Annotated in this window: 17 protein-coding genes; 11 read left to right on the top strand and 6 right to left on the bottom strand. The window is 70.8% G+C overall.

Features of this window, described 5'->3' with window-relative positions; all coding sequences use genetic code 11:
- Positions 1 to 212: 212 nt before the first annotated feature.
- The 3 genes from rlmKL to hcp form a co-directional block, all read right to left on the bottom strand.
- Positions 213 to 2,879, bottom strand: coding sequence for a bifunctional 23S rRNA (guanine(2069)-N(7))-methyltransferase RlmK/23S rRNA (guanine(2445)-N(2))-methyltransferase RlmL (rlmKL, locus tag NFR49_RS00180; RefSeq protein ID WP_251157703.1), 2,667 nt, complete (start codon positions 2,877 to 2,879; stop codon positions 213 to 215).
- A 304-nt stretch (positions 2,880 to 3,183) separates the two neighbouring features.
- Positions 3,184 to 4,098, bottom strand: a complete 915-nt coding sequence (gene cysK / locus NFR49_RS00185) for a cysteine synthase A (protein ID WP_251157704.1) — start codon at positions 4,096 to 4,098, stop codon at positions 3,184 to 3,186.
- A gap of 168 nt (positions 4,099 to 4,266) precedes the next feature.
- On the bottom strand, positions 4,267 to 5,919 hold the full coding sequence (hcp, locus tag NFR49_RS00190; RefSeq protein ID WP_251157705.1) for a hydroxylamine reductase: 1,653 nt from the start codon (positions 5,917 to 5,919) through the stop codon (positions 4,267 to 4,269).
- A 105-nt stretch (positions 5,920 to 6,024) separates the two neighbouring features.
- Here hcp and NFR49_RS00195 point away from each other — a divergent pair, with 105 nt between their 5' ends.
- Positions 6,025 to 6,669: a Crp/Fnr family transcriptional regulator gene (locus NFR49_RS00195; protein ID WP_251157706.1), complete on the top strand. Its 645-nt coding sequence runs from the start codon at positions 6,025 to 6,027 to the stop codon at positions 6,667 to 6,669.
- Positions 6,670 to 6,675: 6 nt separating this feature from the next.
- Here the strand turns inward: NFR49_RS00195 and yihA are convergent, their stop codons facing one another.
- On the bottom strand, positions 6,676 to 7,293 hold the full coding sequence (gene yihA, locus NFR49_RS00200) for a ribosome biogenesis GTP-binding protein YihA/YsxC (protein WP_251157707.1): 618 nt from the start codon (positions 7,291 to 7,293) through the stop codon (positions 6,676 to 6,678).
- Between the two features lie 205 nt (positions 7,294 to 7,498).
- Between yihA and NFR49_RS00205 the strand changes: the two genes are divergently transcribed.
- Positions 7,499 to 9,229, top strand: coding sequence for a phospho-sugar mutase (locus NFR49_RS00205; protein WP_251157708.1), 1,731 nt, complete (start codon positions 7,499 to 7,501; stop codon positions 9,227 to 9,229).
- A gap of 116 nt (positions 9,230 to 9,345) precedes the next feature.
- On the opposite strand, the gene NFR49_RS00210 is transcribed toward NFR49_RS00205, so the two are convergent.
- Positions 9,346 to 10,479, bottom strand: a complete 1,134-nt coding sequence (locus NFR49_RS00210) for a hypothetical protein (RefSeq protein ID WP_251157709.1) — start codon at positions 10,477 to 10,479, stop codon at positions 9,346 to 9,348.
- Positions 10,480 to 10,786: 307 nt separating this feature from the next.
- On the opposite strand from NFR49_RS00210, the gene NFR49_RS00215 reads away from it, so the two are divergent.
- From NFR49_RS00215 to argH, 3 genes are all read left to right on the top strand, one after another.
- Entirely contained in the window at positions 10,787 to 11,221 is a 435-nt protein-coding gene (locus NFR49_RS00215; RefSeq protein ID WP_251157710.1) for an arginine repressor, read from the top strand.
- Between the two features lie 213 nt (positions 11,222 to 11,434).
- Entirely contained in the window at positions 11,435 to 12,781 is a 1,347-nt protein-coding gene (locus NFR49_RS00220) for an argininosuccinate synthase (RefSeq protein ID WP_251157711.1), read from the top strand.
- Between the two features lie 24 nt (positions 12,782 to 12,805).
- On the top strand, positions 12,806 to 14,218 hold the full coding sequence (argH, locus tag NFR49_RS00225; RefSeq protein ID WP_251157712.1) for an argininosuccinate lyase: 1,413 nt from the start codon (positions 12,806 to 12,808) through the stop codon (positions 14,216 to 14,218).
- 190 nt (positions 14,219 to 14,408) lie between these two features.
- Here argH and NFR49_RS00230 read toward each other — a convergent pair whose 3' ends face one another.
- Complete coding sequence (locus tag NFR49_RS00230) at positions 14,409 to 16,700, bottom strand: transglycosylase domain-containing protein (protein WP_251157713.1); 2,292 nt, start codon at positions 16,698 to 16,700, stop codon at positions 14,409 to 14,411.
- A gap of 219 nt (positions 16,701 to 16,919) precedes the next feature.
- Between NFR49_RS00230 and NFR49_RS00235 the strand changes: the two genes are divergently transcribed.
- From NFR49_RS00235 to dcd, 6 genes are all read left to right on the top strand, one after another.
- On the top strand, positions 16,920 to 19,487 hold the full coding sequence (locus tag NFR49_RS00235) for an N-acetylmuramoyl-L-alanine amidase (protein WP_251157714.1): 2,568 nt from the start codon (positions 16,920 to 16,922) through the stop codon (positions 19,485 to 19,487).
- 126 nt (positions 19,488 to 19,613) lie between these two features.
- Positions 19,614 to 20,822, top strand: coding sequence for a tyrosine--tRNA ligase (gene tyrS / locus NFR49_RS00240; RefSeq protein ID WP_251158900.1), 1,209 nt, complete (start codon positions 19,614 to 19,616; stop codon positions 20,820 to 20,822).
- Positions 20,823 to 20,826: 4 nt separating this feature from the next.
- The gene (locus NFR49_RS00245; protein WP_251157715.1) at positions 20,827 to 23,310 is read left to right on the top strand and encodes a U32 family peptidase; all 2,484 of its coding nucleotides are present in this window, start codon (positions 20,827 to 20,829) and stop codon (positions 23,308 to 23,310) included.
- 105 nt (positions 23,311 to 23,415) lie between these two features.
- Entirely contained in the window at positions 23,416 to 23,646 is a 231-nt protein-coding gene (locus tag NFR49_RS00250; RefSeq protein WP_251157716.1) for a NifU family protein, read from the top strand.
- A gap of 62 nt (positions 23,647 to 23,708) precedes the next feature.
- Positions 23,709 to 24,935 carry an MATE family efflux transporter gene (locus NFR49_RS00255; protein WP_251157717.1) on the top strand — a complete coding sequence of 409 codons (1,227 nt, stop codon included), beginning with the start codon at positions 23,709 to 23,711 and terminating at the stop codon, positions 24,933 to 24,935.
- A gap of 25 nt (positions 24,936 to 24,960) precedes the next feature.
- A complete protein-coding gene (gene dcd, locus NFR49_RS00260) occupies positions 24,961 to 25,518 on the top strand; it encodes a dCTP deaminase (RefSeq protein ID WP_251157718.1) in 558 nt (185 codons plus the stop codon).

Below are 25,518 nucleotides of genomic sequence, written 5' to 3' on the forward strand. Positions count from 1 at the left end.
ACAGGTATCGTTGAAACCCACCCAGTCTACCCCTCTTGCACGGGGCCTTTCTGCAGGGTGGCACCGGTTTCCGGGCAGGGGGTGCCCATCGGTGGGGCCATGGGGGCGGCAGGGCGTCGGGGCCCGTCTGAGCCGGGGCTACGCGTCCCGCGGCAGAAACGGGGAAGGACGGCCGACGACGCGCGCCGACCGCCCTTCCCGGGACAGGTATGTCAGTGGCGGTTGCCGCCCTCGCGGCCCTGGCCGCGGCGGTTGTTGCCCGAGGGGCCTGCGCCGCGCGGGCCGCGGCGGTCGCCGCCCTTGAACCCGCCGCGGTCCGATCCGGGCCTGCCGCCCTTGAACCCGCCGCCCCGCCGGTCGTTGTCGCGCCCGTCGCGCCCGCGGAAGCCGCCGGGCCTGCGGTCCGTGCGGCCGTCCGAGCCGTGACGGCCGTCCCGCCGGTCGCCGCGCCCGTGACCGTCCCTGCCGCCGCCAAAGCCGCCGGGCCTGCGGTCGCCGCGGTACCGGCTGTCGGGGGCCCGCTTGCCGGCGTGGTCGCCGCGAGCCTTGCGGGCCTCGATTTCGGCACGCTTCTCCTCGCTCATGGGCTTGCGGCGCACGATGTAGACGTGGTGCACCTTGGAGTTGCGCTCGAAGTCGTGGGGGATGGTGCGCTCGGTGACATCCTCGACGGTAACGCCGCAGCGGTCGAGCTTCTCGACGTCGGGCGTGAAGTCGCGCAGGTTGCAGCTGAACAGGCACACGCCGTCGCGGGTGAGCAGGCGGGAGATGCCGATGAGCAGCTCGGAGTGGTCGCGCTGGACGTCGAAGCTGCGCTCGCCCATGGAGCTGGAGTTGGAGAAGGTGGGCGGGTCGCAGTAGACGAGGTCCCAGCGGTTGCGGGTCTTGCGCTGCTCGTCCACCCAGCGTAGGACGTCGGCCTTCACGTACTCGTGCTCCTCGCCGTCGAAGCCGTTGCGCTGCATGTTGCGGCGGGCCCAGTCGATGTAGGTGTAGGAGAGGTCCACGGTGGTGGTGTAGCCCGCGCCGCCGTCGGCTGCGTAGACGGTGCCGGTGCCGGTGTAGGCGAACAGGTTGAGGAAGCGCTTGGACCCCCTCATCTGCTTGGCCATCTCGCGGATCTCGGCGCGCACGTCGCGGTGGTCGAGGAACAGGCCGCAGTCCAGGCGGTCGACGAGGTTGATCTCGAAGGTGAGGCCGCCCTCCTCCACGAGCTTGCAGCCCTCGGGCAGCTCCACGCCGTCCACGTAGCGGGGCTTGGGTTTGCGGGCCGGGCGGCCGGGGACGTTGCGGGCGAGCTCGCGGGCCTTGATGGTGCGGGTGATGTCCTCGGGCGCCGCGTACTGCGAGCCGCCCTTGGCCTTGTGGCGCACGCGCAGGGCCACGTCGCGGCCGCGCACACCGAGCACCCGGGGCGCCACGGTGAGCACGTCGATGAGGCGGCGGCGGGCCTTCTCGGGGTCGATCTCGGACGGTGCGGCGTACTCGGAGACCACGAGCCAGCGGCCCGGCGTCTGGGGCGCGCCGCGGAAGAGGTCGATGGCCACGTTGTAGTCGGGAAGGTCCTGGTCGTAGACGCGGTAGCAGGTGACGTCCTCGTCCTCGGCCCACTTGGAGCGCTCCTTGGCGTCCTTCTCCAGGCGGGCTGCGAACTGGTCGGTCACGGGGATGAGCACCGGCACCTCGGAGCCGTCCTTAAGGGTGACCGCTGCCGGGGGATCCATGGCGATGTCGGCGTAGCCGCGCAGGTAGACGTTGTTCTTGCCCATGAGCGACTCTACCTCGTCCTCGGGCTCGATGCCGAGGAGGGCGTCCAGCGCGCCGTCGCGGGCCAGGGTGCAGGCGGCCGTGCCCTCGGGCAGGCCGGAGCAGAGCCCGGTGAGGTAGGAGAGGGCCTCGGCCTCGCGGGCGGCCTCGTCGGCGTGCAGCCAGGCGAGGTCCACGGCCACGAGACGGTCGTCGGTGAGCTCGGCCCCGGCGCGGGAGATCTCGCGGGCGGGCACGACCACCGGGTCGCGGTCGATGCCGGCGGAGTTGAGCAGGGCGCGGCAGTCGGCGCCGAAGCCCTCGCGGGTGTCGCTCACCACGAGCACGAGGGGGTTCTTGGCGCCCGCGGCGGCGCGGCGCTCGGCCTCGTTGCGTACCTGCGACCAACTGCGCTCCGAGTGGCCGAGCCACCGGGAGAAGCCCCAACGCACGCGGAGGAGGCCTGGGGCGCGGTCGAGGGCCACCGACGCGGCCTCGACGGCCAGGGTGCCGCCGCCGGAGAAGGCCACACAGACGGAGGGCATGGGGCGGCGCACGGTACGCCACCAGCCGGCGAGCTCGAGCACGGCCGCGGCGTAGTCGGGGCGCTGGGGCGGGATGGCGGCGCGGCGGGCGGCCTTCTCGTAGCCGCGGCGGAACAGGGGCTCGCCGCTCATGTCGATCCCCATGGTGGCGTGGCCCTCGCGGATGCGCACGCGGATGCGGAGGTCGGGGTCGTCGGTGTCGACGTTGGGACGGGTGCCCTTGGCCGCGAGCATGCGGTCGACGACGGCGTCCTTGACCTTCTGGCTGGTGAAGAGGGTGTTGTCGAGGCCCTCCATGGTGCCGGAGGTGTACACGGCGAACGTGGCGCCCACGGGGAGGTGGTCCTCCCACGGGATGGCGGCGGCGAGGTCGTAGAGGGTCTCGGCACCGGTCACGGGGCCGGACTCCACGACGGCGACGACGGAGCTGGCGATGCGGCTCCACAGGCAGGCGACGTAGGCCCACTTGAGGGGACCCTCGAAGCCCACCTGACCCTGGAGCGGGCGCACGGAGGGCACGCCCAGGCTCTCGAGCTCTTGGGCGAGGAGGTGTTCCAGACCGGTGGGGCAGGTCGCGTAGAATCTCATGGTGCGCCTCTCTTGGGTTGTCAAGCAAAGTCAACCCATGCTACCGCTTGCGGCGTCCCGGGTGGGGGCGGGGCGGCGCGACCCCATGAAATAAGGCGGGACCCAAAGGCAGCGGAAAGGTCGGGCCGGGCGTCCGGTACCCGCGCCCGGTGCCCTTGGAATCGCTGCGGTCTTTCGGTGAGTGCCGAGAGGCCCCTCGGTGAGCGGTTCGGGCGCGCACGAAGCCTCGGTGCGCGAGAATCCGCGCACCGAGGGGCTCAAAGCCGCTCATCGAGGGGCCAGGGGGTCCGGCCGGCTCCAGGCCCTACGCCTCGATGAGGGAGAGGTAGCGCTCGCCGGTGTCGGGCAGGACGGCCACGATGACGGCGCCCTCCATGTCCTCGCGGTTGGCGAGCTCCACGGCGGCGGACACCGCGGCGCCGGCGGAGATGCCCACGAGCAGCCCGAGCTGCTCGGCCAGGCGGTCCTTCATGGCGATGGCGTCGTCGCCGGTCACGGCGAGCACCTCGTCGACCACCTCGGCGTCGTAGTTGTCCGGCACGAAGTTGGCGCCGATGCCCTGAATCTTGTGGGGGCCGGCCTGGCCGCCCTCGAGGATGGGGGACTCGGCGGGCTCCACGGCAAAGACCTGGGCGGAGGGCTTCATCTCCTTGAGGAAGCGCCCGGTGCCGCTCACCGTGCCGCCGGTGCCCACGCCGGCCACCAGGGCGTCCACGGCGCCGTCGGTGTCGCGCCAGATCTCGGGCCCGGTGGTGCGGTAGTGGGCCAGGGGGTTCTCGGGGTTGGAGAACTGGCCCATCATCACGGCCCCGGGGGTCTCGGCCACGATCTGCTCGGCGCGCTCCACGGCCCCGGCCATGCCGGTGGCGCCGGGTGTGAGCTCGATCCTGGCGCCGTAGGCCGCGGCGAGCTTGCGGCGCTCCACGCTCATGGTCTCGGGCATGACGAGGATCATGCCGTAGCCGCGCTCGGCGGCCACCATGGCCAGGCCCACGCCGGTGTTGCCGCTGGTGGGCTCCACGATGGTGCCGCCCTCCTCCAGGGTGCCGTCGTTCTCGGCGGCGTCCACCATGGCCCGGGCCACGCGGTCCTTCACGGAGCCGCCGGGGTTGGCGGCCTCGTACTTGCCGAGCAGGGTCACGTCGCCGTCGCAGAGGAACGACAGGTCGATCAGGGGGGTGTCGCCGATGGCGGCGCTGACGCTGGTTGCGATACGCATGCTTTCCTCCAAAGCCGGTGCAAGGTGGCCGGTCGGCCACAGGCATAATCCTACCCCTTTGCAGGTATTCAATCCCGCGGGGAGCGGACTCCATGGTAGACCGCCAAAAGAAAGGGCCCCCGCGGACGGGGGCCCGGATGGGGCTGGAGGGCCCGTGGGCGTCTGAGGCTAGGCCAGCATCTCCGCCATGTCCTGCTCGGGCGTGGTGATGCCGCGGATGCCGAACCGCTCCTGCAGGATGCCGAGGACGTTGGGGCTCACGAAGGCCGGCAGGTCGGGGCCGAGGTAGATGTCCTCGACGCCCAGGGCGAGCAGGGTGAGCAGCACGCAGACGGCCTTCTGCTCGTACCAGGAGAGGACGAAGGACAGCGGGAGCTCGTTGACCGAGCAGCCGAAGGCGTCCGCGAGGGCGAGGGCCACCTGGATGGCGCCGTAGGCGTCGTTGCACTGGCCCATGTCGAGGATGCGGGGCAGCCCGGCCACCTCGCCGAGGTCGAGGTCGTTGAAGCGGTACTTGCCGCAGGCGAGGGTGAGCACCACGCTGTCGGCGGGGGTCTCCTCGACGAAGCGGGTGTAGTAGTTGCGGCCCGGCTTGGCGCCGTCGCAGCCGCCCACGAGGAAGAAGTGGCCGATGGCGCCGTCCTTCACGGCCTGCACGATGGCGCCGGCGTTGTCGAGGACGGTCTTGCGGCCGAAGCCGCAGGTGACCTGGGTGCCCCCGTTGATGCCGGTCATCCCGTGGCGCTCGGGGTAGCCCCCGAGCTCGATGGCGCGCTCGATGACGGGGGTGAAGTCCTTGCGGCCGTCCCCGTCGGCGTCGATGTGGGTGCAGCCGGGGTAGGCCACGACCTCCGTGGTGAAGACGCGGTCGGCGTAGGAGTCCTTGGGGGGCATGAGGCAGTTGGTGGTCCAGACGATGGGCGCGGGGATTTCCCTGAACTCGCGCTGCTGGTTCTGCCACGCGGTGCCGAAGTTGCCCTTGAGCTGCGGGTGCTCCTTGAGCCTGGGGTAGGCGTGGGCGGGGAGCATCTCGCCGTGGGTGTAGACGTTGATGCCGCGGCCGTCGGTCTGCTCGAGGATCTGCTCGAGGTCGCGGAGGTCGTGGCCGGTCACCACGATGAAGGGCCCGGGCTCGACGGCGAGGTCCACGGTGGTGGGCACGGGGTCGCCGTAGGTGGAGGTGTTGGCCTCGTCGAGTATGGCCATACACTCCAGGTTCACGCGGCCGCACTCCAGCACGAGGTCGAGGAGGGCCTGCGGGTCGTCGGTGGCCGAGAGCCCGTAGAGGGCGCGGAAGAAGAAGTCGTCCACGGTCTGGGACCGGGCGCCGAGCATGGCGGCATGGTAGGCGTAGGCCGCCATGCCCCGCAGGCCGAAGAGCAGGAGGCTCTTGAGGGAGCGGACGTCCTCGTCGGCGTTCCAGACGAGACCCATGTCGTAAGCGGGGTAGTCGGCGGCGTCCAGGCCGTGGCGCCCGCTCACGTGGTCGATGCGCTCGCGGATGGAGCCGATGAGGGCGCGCACGGCGTCGTCGTCGAAGCACACGTTGGTGATGCAGCAGAACAGCCCCTCGACCATGGGCAGGGAGGCGTGGGCGCAGGGGGAGGCCACCCCGGCGTCGTGGACGCAGCGGGCGTAGGCGACGAGGTCGCCGGTGAGCTCGTCCTCGAGGTTGGAGGTGGTGGCGTGCTTGCCGCACACCCCCTGGTGCCATTGGCAGCCGGTGCCCCCGGCGGTCTGCTCGCACTGGAAGCAGAACATCTCGTGGGGCAGGGCGGCGGCGAGCTCGGCCTGGATCTCCTCGGTCTCCTGGGCGGTCATGGGGCTCCTTTCGGGGTGAGTTCCGGATGGGCCACACCCTAGGCCGTCGGTCGGCCGTGGTATGTTGCGATTGCAACATCGCGAGAAGGCTGAGGGGGACCCAAAATGGTTGAGAGCCGGCTGCTGGCGGGGGTGGGGGAGGAGGGCCTCGCCCAGCTGGCCGGGATGGTGGGCTTCTCCCTCCGGGGGTGCGTGCAGGGGGAGCGCCTCCTGTCGCGGGGGGACGTCGGGGTGTGGGCGGGCCTCGTGGTGGAGGGGCGCGTGCGCATGGAGGCCGCGGACGGGCTGGGCCAGACCGCGGTGATCGGCTGGGCCGCCCCGGGCGAGGTCTTCGCCGAGGCCTACGCGGTCCTTGGGGACGAGCCGCTCATGGTCGACGTGGTGGCCGACACCGACGGCCGCGTGCTGTGGTTCGACGCCGCCCGCCTCCTCGAGCTCTCCGGCGACCCGGTCTGCGCCCCCGTGGCCCGCAACCTCTCGGAGATCCTGGCCCGGCGCAACGTGGGCCTGTCGAGGCGGGCCCTACACACGGCGCCCCGCACCATCCGGGGGAAGGTCATGGCCTACCTGACCGCCGCCCGCGAGGCGCGGGGGGTCGGGGAGGGGGAGTGGTTCGAGGTGCCCGTGGGCCGCCAGCAGCTCGCCGACTACCTCGGGGTCGACCGCAGCGCCCTCTCCAGGGAGCTGGGGCGCATGGCCAGGGAGGGCCTGGTGGCGGTGGCGGGCCGGAGGTTCAGGATAGGGGGCTGAGGGGGCCTAGACGCAGGCCGCCGAGATGGCGTCCTTGAGCTCGTCGATGCCCTGCCCCTTCTCGGCCGAGGTGACCAGGATCGTCTCGGGGTCGATGTCGAGCTCCCGGGCGATGAGGGCCCGCTGGCGCTGCTGCTGGGCGCGGCTGAGCTTGTCGGCCTTGGTGAGCACCACCACGAAGGGGAAGCCGCCCTCCTTGAGGAAGCCCACCATCTCGTGGTCGAGCTTCTGGGGCTCGTGGCGGATGTCCACGAGCGAGACCACGAGGTTGAAGCTGCGCTCCTGGTCGAAGTAGCCGCCGATGAGGTCGGCCCACCGACGTTTCTCGGCGGCGCTCACCTTGGCGAAGCCGTAGCCCGGCAGGTCCACGAGGTAGATGCCGTCGACGTCGTAGAAGTTCACCGTGGCCGTCTTGCCCGGCTTGGAGCTCACCTTGGCGAGGGCCTTGCGGCCTACGAGGCGGTTGATGAGCGACGACTTGCCCACGTTGGAGCGCCCCACCACGGAGACCTCGGGTCGCTTGGCCTCGGGGATCTGGTCTGGGGTGCCATAGGCCGCGCAGAACCGTGCATGGGTGAAGTCGATCTTTTCCAAGGGTCCTCCCGGGTCGTCGCCTTGGGCCATGATACCCGCTCGGCCGCCCCCGGCGGCGCGTGCGCCGCCCCGAAGGCCCTGCAAATACCGGACTCTTCTGTAAAAAAGGTGCGCGGCCCTGAAGAGCGCCCAAAGCGGCAACAATCCATCTTGATAAACATAGAATGGGGCCAACCAGACGGGTGAACCGGGTTTGAACGCCCGTTCGTGACCCCTCAAACGGAAAGAGGTTTCCATGGACACCAAGATCCAGGAGCGCGCGCAGCTCTGGAAGGAGAACGTCGACGAGCCCGAGCTCGCCGCCGAGCTCGCCGACCTGCTCGCCAAGGGCGACGACGACTCCATCGTCGACGCCTTCTACCGCGACCTCGAGTTCGGCACCGCCGGCCTCCGCGGCGTGCTGGGCGTGGGCACCAACCGCATGAACGTCTACACCGTCTCCCAGGCCACCCAGGGCCTGGCCGACTACCTCAACGCCCACTGCGAGAACCCCACCGTCGCCATCATGCGCGACTCCCGCAACAAGGGCGACGAGTTCGTGAGGGCCGCCGCCGGCGTGCTCGCGGCCAACGGCATCAAGAGCTTCGTGGCCCCGCGCATCGAGCCGGTCCCCGTGCTCTCCTTCACCACCCGCCACCTGGGCTGCGACGCCGGCATCGTGATCACCGCCTCCCACAACCCCGCGCCTTACAACGGCTACAAGGTCTACGGCCCCGACGGCTGCCAGATCGCCAACGAGGCCGCCGACGAGATCCAGGCCTCCATCGACGGCACCGACATCTTCACCGGCGTCAGGTCCATGGACTTCGGCGAGGCGCAGGAGAAGGGCCTCGTCGAGTGGGTCGGCGACGACGTCATCGACGCCTACCTCGACGCCATCCAGGCCGTCTCCGTGCCCGGCTGCGTGGCCGAGGACGGCTCCTTCAAGGTGGTCTACACCCCGCTCAACGGCAGCGGCCTCGAGTGCGTCACCAAGATCCTGTCGCGCGTGGGCATCGACAACGTCGTCGTGGTGCCCGAGCAGAGGGAGCCCGACGGCGACTTCCCCACGTGCCCCTACCCCAACCCCGAGATCCGCGAGGCGCTGCAGAAGGGCCTGGAGCTCTGCGACGAGGTCAAGCCCGACCTCCTGCTGGCCACCGACCCCGACGCCGACCGCGTGGGCATCGCCGTGCCCCACGACGGCGACTACAAGCTGCTCTCCGGCAACGAGGTGGGCGTCCTGCTCATCGACTGGCTCGCCCGCCTGAAGCAGGAGGCCGGCGAGGACGTCTCCCGCAAGGTCGTCGTCTCCACCATCGTCTCCTCCGCCATGCCCGACGCCCTGGCCGGCAAGTACGGCTTCGAGATGCGCCGCGTGCTCACCGGCTTCAAGTACATCGGCGGCCAGATCGACATGCTCACCTCCAAGGGCGAGGGCGACCGCTACCTGCTGGGCTTCGAGGAGTCCTACGGCTACCTCGCCGGGACCCACGCCCGCGACAAGGACGCCGTGGTCACCTCCATGCTCATCTGCGAGATGGCCGGCTGGTACGCCAAGCAGGGCAAGGACCTCTACGAGGCCATGGACGAGCTCTACCGCGAGCTCGGCTTCTACCTCAACGGCGTGGTCAACGTCACCTTCGAGGGCGCTGCCGGCGCCGACAAGATGGCCCAGATCATGAAGGGCCTCCGCGCCCAGCAGCCGCTGACCATCGCCGGCTACGACGTCGAGGGCTGCACCGACTACGCGGGGTGTGTGGAGATGCCCATCCTCAACAAGGACCCCGAGGACCCCGCCCAGACCCTTCCTGCGGCCAACGTGCTCGAGTACCGCCTCGCCGGCGGCCACAAGGTCATCGTGCGCCCCTCCGGCACCGAGCCCAAGATCAAGGCCTACCTGTTCACCACCGGCGCCACCCGCGAGGACGCCGAGGCCGTCCAGGACAAGCTGGCCGTCGCCGCCAAGGAGAGCCTCCTCGCCTAGGACCCCCTCTTTCACCCGCATCAAGCGCACCTGAAAACGACTGAGGGCGACCCGGTACACGCCGGGTCGCCCTCAGTCGTTTTCAGGCGCAGAGGGGGCTGGGGGGAGGCGAGGTGCTATGCCTTGGCGGCCCGCACCGTCAGGGCCGTCGCGACGTCGGACGCCACGGTGGCGGGGTCCCACTGGTGAGAGGAGTTCCCGCTCGACGTGGGGTCGTGCACCGTGACGGCGCCGCCGTCCCCCGGGGTCACGAGCACCCAGTGCGGCGTCGTGCCGAGGGCGCCGCCGCCGGTCTGGGCCAGCACGTAGGTTCCGTCGCCGAGGGCCTTCGCCAGGGCGTCGCCCATGGCCGCGGCGTCCGGCGCGGCGGTGCCGTCGCCCTCGGGGGAGTCCTGGCCCGCGCTCTGCCCGGGGGTCGCGGTGCCGGCGAGGTCGAGCGCCGCCACGGCGAGCCCGAGGTCGCCGCCCTTCTCGGTGAAGAACGAGGCGTCGGTGCCCGAGTCGCCGGAGGCCTTGCCGGCGTCTGCGGCCGCCTGGGCGATGGTCGCGGGGGTCTGGTCGGCGTTCCCGAGCAGCGCGATGCGGGCCATGGCACAGGCGATGGGCCCCGAGCCGGTCACGGCGAGCGGGGAGCCGCCGTAGTCGAGGTAGCCCCAGCGGGAGTCCCAGCCGTAGAGCGCGGGAACCTCGCCCTGGGCCACGGCGTCGTCGTAGGGCTGGGCGGTGTCGTGGTCGGAGGACGTCCAGCCGTAGACGAAGCCCACGGCGCCGGGCTCGGCCAGGGCGAGCCGGATAAGGGGCTCAGGGTACTCGGAGCCGCGCTCCGCGATCTCGGCCAGCTGGGAGTCGCGGGAGAGGGCCTGCTTGAGCGAGTTCTGGAGGTCGTCGGGCAGGTCCTGGGACACCGCGGGGCCCTGGTCCCGCGAGGGCGCCGACGACACGCACGAGACCACCGAGGAGACGATGAGCACCACCGCCACGAGGACGACGGCCACGACGACGATGAGGCGCGGGTCGAGCGCGCCCAGGCGCCCGCGGCGTCCGGCGAAGTTGATGGGGTGGCGCTGGAGCTGGTAGCCGCCCGCGTTGCGGCGGCGCTGGGCCGGGGTCTGGTAGCCGCGGCCGTGCAGCTGCGGCGGCTGGGCGTGGGCCCGTCTCCGGGAGGAGGACCGGCTGCCGTGGCCTGAGCGGCGCCCGGACCCGTTGCCCAGGGGTGGACGCCCGTTTCCCATCTGCGGACTCTCGTTCACGGGGCCTCCCGTATCATTTACGAATCTTGTCCCTCGGGTAACCAATCATAGACCCTCGGCCGGTGAGGGCGCCTATTCGGGGATGCCGCAAACAGCCCGATGGCGCCTACCCGGCCGTCTGCCGACACTTTGATACCGTCCACCGGACATGTTTTGTTACGAAGACAATAATTGAGGGGAAATACTGCCCTCAAAAGGTCCAGACAGGGGCAAACTGCCTGCAAGCCGACGAGCTCGACCGAGCGACCCCGGTTCATGCGCCACGATGAATGGCGCACCGAGGAAACCAAGGCAAAGGTGATTTTTTTTGGTCAAGGGACGCAACAACAGGCAGGATGCCATCCGCGAGATCGTGCGCGGCAAGAGCATTCGCACCCAGCGCGTCCTTGTCCAGGAGCTTGAGGACGCCGGCTATGCCTGCACCCAGGCCACGGTCTCCCGCGACATCGCCGACATGGGCCTGCGCAAGCTGCCCGAGGGCGTGTACGTCCTCGCCGAGGACCTCCACCTCCAGCGCATGGTCTCCGAGCTCGTGACCGACGTCAACCACTCCGGCAACCTCGTGCTCGTCAAGGCACAGCCCGGCACCGCGTCGGGCATCGCCGCGGCCATCGACGCCGCGGACCTCCCGGAGGCCGTGGGAACCCTCGCCGGCAACGACACCATCCTGGTGGTCGCCACCTCGCCGGAGAGCGCGGAGGCGTTCGAGGGCCACATCAACAAGCTCCGCAACTTCCGATGATGGCGGCCATCCGGTAGGCCTCGAGCCTCCGGGTGTCCGCGCCCCAGACCCCAGGCGACGCCGTCCGGCGCCCGCCTGGCCGCGCATGCCCCGCCGAGGCGGTGCGTGCGTCTGTCTTCAAGCAAAGACCAGCTCATACAACGGAACAGCCTGGGACGGCCCCTCCTCGCGGGGGACCGCCGTCGACGGCACCCATCGTCAAGGAGTAGAGCCATGACCGCTACCGCCAACACCGCCGCCACCACCGCCACCGCCGCCCCCAAGGGCAAGGTCGTCCTCGCCTATTCCGGCGGTCTCGACACCTCCTGCCTCATCCCCTGGCTCCAAGACCAGGGCTACGAGGTCGTCACCGCCATCGCCGCCCTCGGCCAGCCGGGCTCCTCGGACATCGACGACATCGCCCAGAAGGCCGTCTCCCTCGGCGCCACCGCCTCCTACGCCATCGACATGCGCGAGGAGTTCTGCGAGGACGTCTGCGCCTGCGCCATCAAGGCCAACGGCATGTACGAGAACCGCTACCCGCTCCTCTCCGCCCTGTCCCGCCCCGTCATCTGCAAGCATCTCGTGGACATCGCCCACAAGGAGGGCGCCGTGGCCATCGCCCACGGCTGCACCGGTAAGGGCAACGACCAGGTGCGCTTCGAGCTGGAGTGCAAGGCCCTGGACCCCGACCTCGAGATCCTCGGGCCCGTGCGCGACTGGGACCTCCTCACCCGCTCCCAGGAGATCGAGTACTGCGCCGACCACGGCATCTTCATCGAGGTGACCAAGTCCTCGCCCTACTCCATCGACGAGAACGTGTGGGGCCGCGCCATCGAGTGCGGCGTGCTCGAGAACCCCTGGAACGAGCCGCCCTGCGACGCCTGGGTCATGACCGTCGACCCCATCGAGGCCCCCGACCAGCCCTGCGACGTCGTGGTCTCCTTCGAGTCAGGCAGGCCCGTGGCCCTCAACGGCGAGCCCATGGCCATGCTCGCCCTCATCGGCAAGCTCAACAACATCGCCGGCGGCAACGGATTCGGGCGCATCGACATGATCGAGGACCGCGTCATCGGCATCAAGAGCCGCGAGTGCTACGAGCAGCCCGCCGCCCTCGCCCTCATCACCGCCCACAAGCACCTCGAGTCGCTCTGCCTGCCCGGCGACGTCCTGGCCGTCAAGCTGCAGCTCGAGCACGAGTGGGCCAAGCAGGTCTACGGCGGCCTCTGGTTCAGCCCCCTCAAGGACGCCCTCGACTCCTTCTTCGAGTCCACCCAGCAGACCGTCACCGGCGACGTGCGCCTGCGCTTCTACAAGGGCTCCTGCACCGTCACCGGTGTCAAGAGCGACAGCTCCATGTACGACTTCGGCCTCGCCACCTACGACGAGGGCGACACCTACGACCGCTCCGCCGCCAAGGGCTTCATGGACCTCTACGGCCTGCCCAACAAGGTGTGGGCCCAGCGCACCCTTGGCCAGGACGCGTCCTGCGACGCCCCCGCGGCCGCCTGCGACCCCAAGCCCCTCGTGGTGAGCGTGGAGCCCTCCGGCGCCGCCGCCAAGGTCACCCTGTACAAGTAGACGAAAAACCGAGGTAGACGATTCATGGAAAGCCAGCAGAACCAAGCCCCGAAGCCCCTCTGGTCAGGCCGCTTCGACGCCACGCCCTCGGGCGAGCTCGAGCTCTTCGGGGCGTCGCTGCCCTTCGACCGGCGCCTGTGGCGGGAGGACATCGCCGGGTCCGTCGCCCACGCCACGATGCTCGGCCGCCAGGGCGTGCTCGACGGGGCCGACGTGGACGCCATCCGCGCCGGGCTCGCCCGGATCGCCGACGAGATCGAGGCCGGAACGTTCGTCTTCGACCCCACGGTGGACGAGGACGTGCACATGGCCATCGAGCGCGTGCTCACCGAGCGCATCGGCCCGGCGGGCGGGCGGCTCCACACCGGGCGGTCGCGCAACGACCAGACCGTCACCGACGGCCGCCTCGCGGCCAAGGGCTTCGCGGCCTCGCTGCACGACGCAGCCCTCGACCTCGTGGCCGCCCTCGCGGAGCGGGCGGAGGGGGAGTCCGGCGTCGTGATGCCCGGCTACACGCACCTCCAGCCCGCCCAGCCGGTCCTCCTCTCCCACCACCTGCTGGCCTACGCGTGGATGCTCCTGCGCGACTGCCGCCGCTTCGACGCGGCCCTCGACGCCGCGGACGCCTCGCCGCTCGGCTCGGCGGCCCTGGCCGGCACCACCTACCCGCTGGACCGCGCCATGACGGCGGACGCCATGGGCTTCTCCTCGGTCATCCCCAACTCCATGGACGCCGTGGCCGACCGCGACTTCGTGTGCGACCTCGTCTACGCTTGCTCCATGTGCCAGATGCACCTCTCGCGCCTCTGCGAGGAGCTCATCGTCTGGTCCACGGCGGAGTTCGGCTTCGTGGAGATGGACGACGCCCACTCCACGGGGTCGTCCATCATGCCGCAGAAGAAGAACCCCGACTTCTGCGAGCTCGTGCGCGGCAAGACCGGCCGCGTGTACGGCGACCTGGTCTCCATCCTCACGGTCCTCAAAGGCATCCCGCTCACCTACGACAAGGACCTCCAAGAGGACAAGGAGCCGATGTTCGACGCCTTCGACACCGTGCTGGGCTCGCTCCACGCCGTCACGGGCATGGTGCGCACCATGGTGGTCAGGTCCGACCGCATGGCCGAGGCGGCCCACGAGGGCTTCATGGCCGCCACGGACCTCGCCGACTACCTCGTGGGCAAGGGCATGCCGTTCCGGGAGGCCCACGGCGTGGTGGGCCGCGTGGTGGCCGACTGCGTCAAGGCCGGCGTGACGCTCCAGGACCTCACGGCCGAGGAGCTCCGCAGCTGGTCGCCGCTCTTTGGCGACGACGCCCCCGACGCCGTGGCCATCGACGCCGTGGTCTCGCGGCGCACCACGTTCGGGGGCACCGCGCCCGAGGCGGTGGCCGAGCAGCTCGCCCTCCTCAAGGAGGCCATGGCGGGGGAGGGGCGCTAGGGGACCGCGCCCCGTGCGGCGGCGATCGCCCTTCGGATGGACCGCCCTCCTGACGGGGGCGGCGCTCCTCTCAGAGGTTCCCCAAGAAGAGGGGCCCGGCGACCTTCCCGGTCGCCGGGCCCCTCGTTCGGTTCCCTCTGTGTCCCTCGTGGGGGGGTGCCGGGCCGGTCGCGCCGGGCCGGTCGCGGCGTCAGCCCGTGGGGGCCGTGCCGCCGCCCGCGTCGCCGCCGCCCGTGCCGCCGGTGCCGGTGCCGCCCGCACCGCCGCCCGCGTCGCCGCCGCCCGTGCCGGTCCCGCCGGTGCCGGTCCCGCCGGTGCCGCCGGTTCCGCCGGTGCCGGTGCCGCCCGTCGCGTCGCCGCCGGTGGTGCCGCCCGGGGAGGGCGTCGTGGGCGTCGTGGCGCCGCCCTGGCCCTGGCCGTTGTCGGTGGGCGCCGTGGGCTGCTCGGTCGTGGTGGTCGTGGTCTCCTCGGTCACCGTGGTCTCCTCAGGGGGCGCCTGGGCGGTGCGGGACGACGACCCGGAGCCGCCGTTGGAGGAGGACCCGGTGTTCTTGGCAAACGACCAGGTGCTGTTGGCCTTGTAGGTGGGCCTGGCGTCGGCGTCGGGGAACTCGGCCCTGGGGGTGTCGCCCAGGTAGGCCTTCACGAACTGGCCGAAGATGGGGCACGAGCTGTTGGACGGGTGGCCGTCCGAGCCGTCGATGACGACGGTCTTGGAGGAGTCGGGGTAGCCCGTCCACACCGCCACGGCGATCTGGGGCGTGTAGCCGCAGAACCACAGGTTGTCGGCGTACTCGGTGGTGCCCGTCTTGCCGGCGATGGGCTGGTCGATGCCGTAGGACGACACCACCTTGGCCGTGCCGTTCCCGGAGGTGACCACGCCCTCGAGGACGTCGGTGGCCGCCGCCGCCACGGCGGGGTCGAGGGCCTGGGTGGGCGTGTCCTTGTGCTCGTAGACCTGGTTGCCGTTGCGGTCCTCGATCTTGGTGATGGCCACGGCGTCGCGGTGCACGCCGCCGGAGGCCAGGGTCGAGTAGGCCTCGGCCATCTGGATGACGGGGATGGGGATGGTGCCCAGGGTGATGGAGTCGTAGGCGGGGAGGTCCTCGGTGATGCCCATGTCCTTGGCCGTCTTGACGATGCTCTCGCCGCCCACGGCCTGGGCCACCTGGACGTAGCCGGTGTTGGACGAGAGCTCCGTGGCCTTGCGCAGGGTGATGGTGCCGTAGGAGATGCCGCCGTAGTTCTTGACGGTCCAGTTGGACGACACCTTGAGCGGCGAGTTGCAATTGAGGTAGACGTCGGGGTCCATGCCGTCGCGGATGGCCGCCACGAGGGTGAAGGCCTTGAACGACGAGCCGGGCTGGCGCATGCCCTGGGTGGCCAGGTTCACCTGGTTCTTGGAGAAGTCGCTGCCGCCCACCATGGCCTTGATGTAGCCCGTGGAGGGGTCCACGGCCACGAGGGCGCTCTCGAGGCCCTCCTGGCCGATGGAGGCGAGGCGGTCGGCGACGGCCTTCTGGGCCTCCTCTTGGGCGTCGGGGTCGAGGGTCGTGTAGACCTTGAGGCCGCCCTTCATGACGGTGTCGCTGGAGAAGTCCTCCGACAGCACCTCCTTGATGTACTGCGTCCAATAGGGGTAGACGCCGGTGTTCGACATGGTGTTGGACCCGGGGTTGAGCTCGAGGGGCGTGTTGAGGGCCTCGTCGTACTCCTCCTGGGAGATGTCGCCGGCGCTGAGCATGCGGTTGAGCACGAGGTTGCGACGCTGTACGGAGGCCTCGGGGTTCTGGGTGGGGTCGTACATGGTGGGGGAGTTGGGGATGCCCACGAGGAGCGCCGCCTGGGCCAGGGTGAGGTCCTTGGCCGAGGTGTTGAAGTAGGTCTTGGCCGCCGCCTCGATGCCGTATGCGCCGTTCCCGTAATAGATGGTGTTCAGGTACATGTTGAGGATCTGGTCCTTGGAGTACTTCTTCTCCATCTCGATGGCGATGTAGGCCTCGCGCACCTTTCGCTTGATGGTGCGGTCGAACTGCTCGTCCGACAGGACGGTGTTCCTCACCAGCTGCTGGTCGATGGTGGAGGCGCCCTCGGAGCCGCCGAAGAGCGTCACGAGCGCGGCGCGGGCGATGCCCTGGGGGTCCACGCCGTTGTGCTGGTAGAAGCGGATGTCCTCCGTGTCCACCGTGCCCGTGAGCACGTAGGGCGAGATCTCGTCGAGGGTGACGTTGCGGCGGTTCTCGGCCATGAACTCGGCGATGACGTTGCCGTCGGCGTCGTAGACGGTGGTGGGCTCCGACACGAGGTACGCGTCCGGTGAGTCGAAGTCGGGCAGGTCCTGGAGCCACCCATCGACGATGGAGCCCACGGAGAAGGCGAGGGCGATGACGACGAGGGCTATGAAGCCGAGGAGTCCGGCTGCGCCGAACCCCACGATGTGGGTGCGTGAGTGCCGGTGGGCACGTCGCGTCCTGATTCCCATGAAGCGACCTCCTTCGGGGTTTGGTCGGTAGCCATTATCAGATAAGGGAGGCGGGGCCGTGGCCGCCCGCGCGCGTCTCCACGGCATTTTAGGAAGGGTAAGGGTTCCCGGACATGATGCGTAAGAAACGTTCCCTTACGCTATCAGTTGATTTTCAGTAGGTCTGAAAACAGTTATACTCCCACCTGAATGAATCGATGCATACCGGAAGGGGTTTGGATGAGAGAGGTTAAGAGGGGGCGGGGGGCCGTCCACCGCCGGGTACCGCTGGCGGCATGCGCCGCCCTTGCGGTCTCGCTGGCCTTCGCGGCCCCCGCATATGCCGCCTGCGGCCCCGTGGCGCTCGACCCCGGCCACGGCGGCACCGAGAGCGGTGCCAGCGGGTTCGGCCTCCGCGAGGAGGTGCTCAACTGGAAGGTGGCCAACTACTGCCAGGAGCGCCTGACCCAGCTGGGCATCCCCAGCTTCCTGACGAAGCAGAACTACGAGACCCTGAGCCGCATGGAGCGCAACCAGCGCGCCGAGGCCAAGAACGCCCGCGTGCTCGTGTCGTTCCACTTCAACAGCGGCGGCGGCCGCGGCGCCGAGGTGCTGGTGACCAACACCTCCACCTGGAACCGCTTCACCAACACGGAGAGCTCCGCGTTCGGCCGGGACCTCCTGTCCAAGCTGAGCGCCGCGCCGTTCAACCTCCAGAACCGCCTGATCAAGACCAACAACTGGGCGGGGAAGACCTACCCCGACGGCTCCGTGGCCGACTCCATGGGCATCAACTACTACCCGCGCCTCAACGGCACCACGGGCCTCATCATCGAGCACGCCTTCATCGACAACCTCGAGGACGCCACCAAGCTCAAGAGCGAGGCCTTCCTCAAGCAGCTGGGCTACGCCGACGCCGAGGCCATCGCGCGCCACTGGCCCAACACCTACTCCAAGCCGGCCGCCAGCAAGGTCCCCTCGACCACCAAGAACGGCTGGCACAGCGAGGGCGGCTCCTGGTACTACTACAGGTCGGGCAAGAAGGTCACCGGCTGGCTCGACGAGGGCGGCCAGCGCTACTACCTCGACCCGTCCACCGGCGCCCGCAGGACCGGCTGGGTGACCGTGGGCTCCCAGCGCTACTGGTTCCGTACAAGCTCCGCCAACGGTCCGGTGGGCTCCATGGGCAGGGGCTGGCTCGACGACGGCGGCCAGCGCTACTTCCTCGACCGCTCGAGCGGCGCCATGCGCACCGGCTGGCTCGACGACGGCGGCAAGCGCTACTGGCTCCGCACAAGCTCCGCCAACGGCCCCGTGGGCTCCATGGGCAAGGGGTGGCTCGACAGCGGCGGCCAGCGATACCTCCTCGACCGCTCCACCGGCGCCATGCGCACCGGCTGGGCCGACGACGGCGGCCAGCGCTACTGGCTCCGCACCAGCTCCGCCAACGGCCCCGTGGGCTCCATGGGCAAGGGCTGGCTCACGTACGGCGGCCAGTCCTACCTCCTCGACCGCTCCACCGGCGCCATGCGCACCGGCTGGGCCGACGACGGCGGCCAGCGCTACTGGCTGCGCACCGAGTCGACCTACGGCCCCGTGGGCTCCAAGGGCACCGGCTGGCTCACCTACGGCGGCAAGCGCTACTGGCTCCGCACCGACTCCACCTACGGCCCCGTGGGCTCCATGGGCCGTGGCTGGCTCACCTACGGCGGCAAGCGCTACTACCTCGACGGCACCACCGGCGCGGCGCTCACCGGCACCCACACGGTCGACGGCAAGGTCTGCACCTTCGGTTCCGACGGCGCGCTCCTCTCCATGGGCGTCAAGGCCGGCTGGCAGACCGAGGGCGGCGTGCGCTGCTACTACGAGAACGGCAAGCGGGTCACGGGCTGGAAGGACATCCAGGGGGAGCGCTACTTCTTCGACCGCTCCACCGGCGCCATGCGCACCGGCTGGGTGACCGACGGCGGCAGGCGCTACTGGCTGCGCACCTCGGCCTCCAGCGGCCCCGTGGGCTCCATGGGCAAGGGCTGGCTCACCGACGGCGGCAAGCGCTACTTCCTCGACCGCTCGAGCGGAGCGGCCGTGACCGGCGTGCACGCCGTGGACGGAAAGGTCTGCAACTTCGCCTCCGACGGCGCCCTGGTCTCCGAAGGCCCGCTGAATGCCTGGTACGACGCCTCCTGGCGCCCCTCGAGCTCCACGGCGTCGGGCTCCAAGGTCCACTACTTCGACGGCAGCGGCAAGGAGGTCTACACCCGTACGACCAACACGCCGGTCATGGGCTCGTCATCCATGTCCAAGGACGCCTTCGTCAAGGCGTTCGCGGCCAAGATCCAGGCCAACTACCCGCAGGCCTACCGCACCGACGCCAAGTACGGCGCCACCACGCCCGAGGCCTTCGCCCAGGCCGCGTGGGACGCCGCCACGTCCGAGGGCGTGCGGCCCGAGGTCCTCGCCGCGCAGGTGGGCAACGAGACCGGCTGGCTCAAGTTCGGCGGCATCGTGAACGCGAGCCAGTGCAACTTCGGCGGCCTCGGCGCGCTCGACGGCAACGCCAACGGCAACGCCGCCACGTTCGCCACGGTGCAGCAGGGCCTCCTCGCCCAGGCCCAGCACCTCAAGGCCTACTCCTCCAAGGCGGCGCTCAACAAGCCCTGCGTCGACCCGAGGTTCGCCCTTGTGACCCGCGGCATCGCCCCCTACCTGGAGGACTACGGCGCGGACGGCCACGGCGGGCTCGTCTGGGCCAGCAACCGCCTCTACGGCCGCGACCTGCTGTCGGCCATGAGGTCGATCACCGGCTGACCTGCGGGACGACCGTGTTGGTGAGGGGGCCGCGCCCGGGTGCACCGGGCGCGGCCCCCTCTTTGGGGTAGCATGGCTAGGCACCACACGACGCCCGGGTCCCCGGGCCCGAACGAGAGGATCGCCATGCTCAGCGCCGAGGAGCAGTTGAAGGTCATCGAGAGCGGCACGATGCAGATCGTGCCCCTGGACGGGCTCAAGAAGAAACTCGAGAGCGGCCGCCCCCTCACCATCAAGCTGGGCGTGGACCCCACCAGCCCCGACCTGCACCTCGGCCATGCGGTGCCCCTGCGCAAGATGCGCCAGTTCCAGGACCTGGGGCACAACGTCGTCCTGCTCATCGGCAGCGGCACGGCCCTCATCGGCGACCCCTCGGGCCGCGACTCCACCCGGCCGCCCCTCACCGAGGAGCAGGTGGAGGCCAACGCCGCCACCTACGTTGAGCAGGCCATGAAGGTGCTCGACCCCGAGAGGACCCGGGTGGTCTTCAACGGCGAGTGGCTGAAGCCCCTGGACCTCTCGCAGCTGCTGGGCCTCATGGGCAGGTTCACCGTGGCCCGCATCCTGGAGCGCGAGGACTTCTCCAACCGCTACAGGAACCAGCAGCCCATCGCCCTCCACGAGTTCCTCTACCCGGTGCTCCAGGCCTACGACTCCGTGGTGGTGGAGGCCGACGTGGAGATGGGCGGCAACGACCAGATCTTCAACCTGCTGGCCGGCCGCGACCTCATGGAGAAGATGGGCATGGAGCCCCAGGTGGCCCTCACCATGCCGCTTCTCACCGGCACCGACGGCGTGAAGAAGATGTCCAAGAGCTACGGCAACTACGTGGGCCTCACCGACGACGCGGACGACATGTACGGCAAGGTCATGTCCATCCCCGACGACCTCATCGCCACCTACTACCGCCTCGCCTCCACGCTCCCCGTGGACGAGGTGGACGCCATCGAGCGGGGCCTCGCCGACGGCACGGCGGACCCCTACCGCCTCAAGCGCGAGCTCGCCGCCAACATCGTGGACCTCTACCACGGCGAGGGCGCGGGCGAGAGGGCCGCGGCGGCCTTCGACGCCCTCTTCAAGGAGCACAAGCGCCCCGACGCCCCCGAGGTGGTCGTCGAGATCGCCCTCAACGACGAGGGCCTCGTGTACCTGCCGCCCGTGCTCGTGGCCTGCGGCCTGGCGAAGTCGGCCGGCGAGGCGCGCCGCCTCATCGACGGAGGGGCCGTGCGCCTGAACGACGAGCCCGTGGCACCCAAGGACTACAACGTCGACCCGGCCCGTGTGGAGCACGCCTTCGTGCAGGTGGGCAAGCGCCACGCCGCGCAGCTGGTCTAGCGCCGTGGGACACCGGTTCCTCGAGCTGTTGGCGCCGGCCGGCACCCGGGACGCCTTCTGGGCGGCCCTTGCCGGCGGCGCCGACGCCGTCTACTGCGGCCTCGGCAACGACTTCAACGCCCGCCGCGGCGCTGACAACCTCGACGACGACGCCTTCGCCCTCTGCTGCCGCGCCGCCCACGTGGCCGGGGCGCGGGTCTTCGTGACCTTCAACGTGGTCATCCAGGACGACGAGATGCCCCGCGCCCTCGCCTCCGTGGCCCGCGCCGTGCGGCTGGGGGCCGACGCCCTCATCGTCCAGGACTGGGGCCTCGCCGCCGAGGCGCGCCGCCGCTGGCCCGAGGTGGAGGTGCACGTCTCCACGCAGGCCAACGTCCACGACCCCCGCGGCGTCGCCTGGTGCGGCGCCGCGGGCTACGAGCGCGTGACGCTCTCCCGCGAGCTCTCCCTCGCGGAGGTGGCCGCCTGCTGCGCCACCGGGGTGGAGTGCGAGGTCTTCGGCCACGGCGCCCTGTGCTTCTGCTACTCGGGCCTCTGCCAGATGAGCTCGCTCAGGGGCCCGCGCTCGGCCAACCGCGGCCTCTGCGCCCAGCCCTGCCGCCTGCCCCACACCCTCGAGGACGCCTCGGGCACGAGGCTCGGCCCCGCGGCCTGGGAGCGCGGGCTCTGCCCCAAGGACGCCCTCTCCCTGGACCACCTCGCGGCCCTGATGGGCGCCGGGGCCGGGTCCCTCAAGGTCGAGGGCCGCATGAAGGCCCCCGAGTACGTGCTCTCCGTGGTCTCGGCCTACCGCGAGGCCCTCGACGCCCTGTACGACGGCGCCGCCGCCCCCGATGGGGACGGCACGCTGCACCGACGCCTCAAGCGCGCCTTCAACCGCGACTTCACGGATGCCTACCTCATGGGCCGCTCGGGCAACGGGATGATGAGCTACGAGCGCTCCAACAACCGTGGCGAGACCGTGGGGGCCGTGCGGTCGTGCTCGGCCGCGGAGGCCGTGGTGGACCTCGACGCCCCGGTGGGCAGGGGGGACCTCCTGGAGCTCCGCCCCGTGGACGCCCCCGAGACGTTCTTCTGCGTAACGGCGCCCGCCGACGCCGCCGCGGGCACGCGCCTCCGGTGCCCCGTGCGCCGCCCCGTGCCCGCCGGCACGCCGGTCCGGGTGCTCCGGAGCCAGGCGGCCCTCGACGCCGTCTCGGCCGTGGAGGGCCGCCCGTGGCCCCGGCGCCGGCCCGTGGCCGTCCGGGTGCGCTGCGTGCTCGGCGAGCCCCTGACGGTGCGCCTGACGTGCGTGGGCCGCGACGGGGACGGCCCGTCGGCCGAGGCCGTGGGCCCCGTCGTGGAGGCCGCCCGCACCAAGGAGCTCGTGCGGGGGGACGTCGCCGCCCACGTGGGCCGCATGGGGGAGAGCCCCTTCGAGCCCGTCTCCATGGAGGTGGAGCTCTCGGCCGGCTGCGGCATGGGCTTCTCCACGCTCCACCGGGTGCGCGCCGACGCCGTCGACGCCCTCGTGGCGGCCATCGAGGCCCCCTACGCGGGCCGCGCCTCCACGGCGGCGGCGCCGCCGGCCTGGGAGGCCTGGTGCGAGGAGTGCGGTGCACGTCGCGCCGACCGGGTGGGGGAGACCCGCCGCGCCGTACCCCGCGACGCCCGCGACCGCGAGGCCGCCGTGCGCGCGGCCGCCCTGGACGCCGAGGTCTGCTGCCTGGCGCCCACGCCCGAGGCCGCCGTGGCCGCCCTGGCCGCCGGCGCCGCCCGGGTCTACGTGCCGGGCGACGAGCTCGCCGCCCGCGGCGACGCCTTCCCGGCCGGCTGCATCCCCGTACTGGACGAGGTCTGCCGCGAGGCCGACCACGCCCGGGTCGACCCCCTCGTGGCCCCCGGCGTCGCCGTGGCCGTGGGCAACGTGAGCGAGCTCGCCCTTGCCGCCGCCCGCGGCGCCGCGCCAGAGGTGCGCGGCTGCATCCCCGTGCACAACCGCAGCTGCGTGGAGGCGCTGGAGGAGGCCGGCGCGGCCGGATTCTGGCTCTCGCCGGAGCTCACCTGCGCCCAGATGGCGCCCGTGTGCCGCGCGGCGTCCGTGCCCGTGGGCGCCACGGTCCACGGGGCCGTGCGGGCCATGACGAGCGAGCACTGCGTGCTCCAGATGGCCGACGCCTGCATCCACGACTGCGACCGCTGCCGCCTGCGCACGCGCGACCTCTACCTGCGCAACATCGACGACCGCCGGCTCCTGGTGCGCACGGACCGCCAGGGCCGCTCCCGGATCTGGTGGGACGAGCCCCTGGACGCCGTGCCCAAGGTGCGCGAGCTCCTCCTGGCCGGCGTGACGCGCCTCCTCGTGGACGCCACGCTGCTGGATGCCGACGGCGCCGTCCGCCAGGTGCGCCGCACCGCGGAGGCCCTCTCGGCCGTCGCGGAGGGGCGCCCCCTGCCCGCCCCCGAGCCGGGCGGCACCCTGGGCCACCTCTTCTCCAAGGTGGACTGAGGGCCGGTCCCGCTCCATGCGCGGCACACGGACAGCTGGTACCATGCCGGGAGAAAACACCTGCGCGCCGGAGGGATTTCGGCGCGCCGACCGTAAGGAGTCACCATGGCCGTTGACGAAGAGCTGCTCGAGAAGGTCCTGGACGCCGTGCGCCCCAGCCTCCAGGCCGACGGCGGCGACTGCGAGCTCGTGTCCGTGGACGAGGATGGCGTCGTCTCCCTGGAGCTCAACGGCGCCTGCGCCGGCTGCGCCCTCTCCGGCATGACGCTCTCCATGGGCATCGAGCGCGTCCTCAAGGAGCACGTCCCCGGCGTCACCGCCGTCCGCGCCGTCTAAGGGTGGGAAACCCCGAGGCCTCCCCGGACAGGCGGACCAGGCCGCTCTCCATCAAAAGGAACATGGCGTGGAACAGCGCGGGCTCGTTCTGCAACCTGCTCTGCCAGTGGCTCATCACCGTCCTGGTGCTGCGCCTCTCCGGCGGGTACGACGCCGCGGGCGTCTACTCCTACGCCATGAGCGTCTACATGATCTTCGCCCCCGTGGTGGACTACCGCCTGTACGTCTATCAGATCAGCGACCTCCACGGCGAGCACACCCTGGGGGAGTACCTGGGCCTCCGCCTCGTCACCGGCGGCATCGGCATCGCCCTGCTCACGGTCTACTCGCTGGTCACGGGCGCGCCGTCGCTCCTGCCGCCCATCCTCTGCTATGCCCTCTACAAGGTGACGGCGACGCTGCTGGACGGCGTGCACGCCCTCGAGCAGGTCAACCGCCGCATGGACTACATCGGCGTCTCCTACGCGCTCCAGGGCCTCGTGACCCTCGTGGTGTTCGCGGGGGTCTTCTCGGCGACGCAGAACCTCACGCTGGCGCTGTTCTGCGTGTTCCTGGGCGTGTGTGCCGTGGGCGTCTTCTACGACCTGCCCCACGCGCGCTACTTCACCGAGTTCACCGTGGGGATCCGCTGGCGGCGGGCGTGGGCCATGCTCGTGCGCTGCGCCCCGGCGGTCCTGGCGTTCGTGACCATCTCGGGCGCCACGTCCATCCCCCGTCAGTACCTCATGGCCGCCATGGGGGAGGCCGCCCTCGGCGCCTACGGCACCATGGCGGCGCCCATGGCCATCGTGCAGACCGGCGCGGCCTACATCTACAACCCGCTCCTGGGCTACTTCACCGAGGCCTACGAGCGCTGCGACGCCAAGCGCTTCTGGCACCTCATGGGCCTCGTGGCCGCGGGCGTCGTCGCCATCGGCGTCGTCTGCCTCGTGGGCGTGGAGCTGCTCGGCGAGTTCCTCTACACCCTGGTGTACGGCTCGCGGGTGGCCGGTTACGTCTACCTGCTGCCGCCCCTCGTGGCCGGGTCCCTCGCCATCGCCTTCCTGTCCTTCATGGACAGTCTCTCGGCGGCCGTGCGCACCTTCAGGACCAACCTCGTGGGGGGCGCCGTCGCCCTGGCGGTCTCGCTCGCCGCCATGGTGCCCATGGTGGCCGCCTTCCAGCTCAACGGCGTCACCTACACCGTCATCCTCGCCTGCCTGTGCGGCGGCGGCTTCAACATGGTCGCCCTGCGCCGCTCCATGGCGAGACGTTTCGCCCAGGGGGATGACCCCGAGGGGCGCGACTGACACCCCGTCACGAAAGGAACCGGCCATGGTCCTGTCAGACCGCGACATCAAACGCGAGCTCGCCTCCGGGCGCATCGTCATCGAGCCCCTGCTCGACCGCGACGTGCAGCCGGCCTCCGTCGACGTCCGCCTGGGCGTCAACTTCAGGATCTTCCGCAACTCCACCCACGCCTTCATCGACCCCATGGCCGAGCAGCCCGACCTCACGGAGGAGGTCGTGGTGGAGCCGGGCGAGGCCTTCATCCTGCACCCCGGCCAGTTCGCCCTCGGCACCACCCAGGAGCGCATCGTGCTCCCCGACGACGTCCTCGGCAAGCTCGAGGGCAAGTCGACCCTGGGGCGCCTGGGCCTCATGATCCACTCCACCGCCGGCTACGTCGACCCCGGCTGGGACGGCGAGCTCACGCTCGAGCTCTCCAACGTGGCCACGCTGCCCATCATGCTGCGCCCCGGCATGCGCATCGGCCAGCTGAGCTTCGAGCGCATGAGCAGCCCCGTCGAGCGCCCCTACGGCTCGGCGTCCCTCGGCAGCCACTACCAGGGCCAGACGGGCGCCACGGCGTCCCACGTCCTGTCCGACTAG

The organism is Caniella muris, assembly GCF_943193035.1.
GTDB lineage: Bacteria > Actinomycetota > Coriobacteriia > Coriobacteriales > Atopobiaceae > Granulimonas > Granulimonas faecalis.

Excerpts from the sequence above, each read along its gene's own strand:
- rlmKL (WP_251157703.1), bottom strand. The coding sequence starts at position 2,879 with ATGAGATTCTACGCGACCTGCCCCACCGGTCTGGAACACCTCCTCGCC.
- cysK (WP_251157704.1), bottom strand. The coding sequence starts at position 4,098 with ATGCGTATCGCAACCAGCGTCAGCGCCGCCATCGGCGACACCCCCCTG.
- hcp (WP_251157705.1), bottom strand. The coding sequence starts at position 5,919 with ATGACCGCCCAGGAGACCGAGGAGATCCAGGCCGAGCTCGCCGCCGCC.
- NFR49_RS00195 (WP_251157706.1), top strand. The coding sequence starts at position 6,025 with ATGGTTGAGAGCCGGCTGCTGGCGGGGGTGGGGGAGGAGGGCCTCGCC.
- yihA (WP_251157707.1), bottom strand. The coding sequence starts at position 7,293 with ATGGCCCAAGGCGACGACCCGGGAGGACCCTTGGAAAAGATCGACTTC.
- NFR49_RS00205 (WP_251157708.1), top strand. The coding sequence starts at position 7,499 with ATGGACACCAAGATCCAGGAGCGCGCGCAGCTCTGGAAGGAGAACGTC.
- NFR49_RS00220 (WP_251157711.1), top strand. The coding sequence starts at position 11,435 with ATGACCGCTACCGCCAACACCGCCGCCACCACCGCCACCGCCGCCCCC.
- argH (WP_251157712.1), top strand. The coding sequence starts at position 12,806 with ATGGAAAGCCAGCAGAACCAAGCCCCGAAGCCCCTCTGGTCAGGCCGC.
- NFR49_RS00230 (WP_251157713.1), bottom strand. The coding sequence starts at position 16,700 with ATGGGAATCAGGACGCGACGTGCCCACCGGCACTCACGCACCCACATC.
- NFR49_RS00235 (WP_251157714.1), top strand. The coding sequence starts at position 16,920 with ATGAGAGAGGTTAAGAGGGGGCGGGGGGCCGTCCACCGCCGGGTACCG.
- tyrS (WP_251158900.1), top strand. The coding sequence starts at position 19,614 with ATGCTCAGCGCCGAGGAGCAGTTGAAGGTCATCGAGAGCGGCACGATG.
- NFR49_RS00250 (WP_251157716.1), top strand. The coding sequence starts at position 23,416 with ATGGCCGTTGACGAAGAGCTGCTCGAGAAGGTCCTGGACGCCGTGCGC.
- NFR49_RS00255 (WP_251157717.1), top strand. The coding sequence starts at position 23,709 with ATGGCGTGGAACAGCGCGGGCTCGTTCTGCAACCTGCTCTGCCAGTGG.
- dcd (WP_251157718.1), top strand. The coding sequence starts at position 24,961 with ATGGTCCTGTCAGACCGCGACATCAAACGCGAGCTCGCCTCCGGGCGC.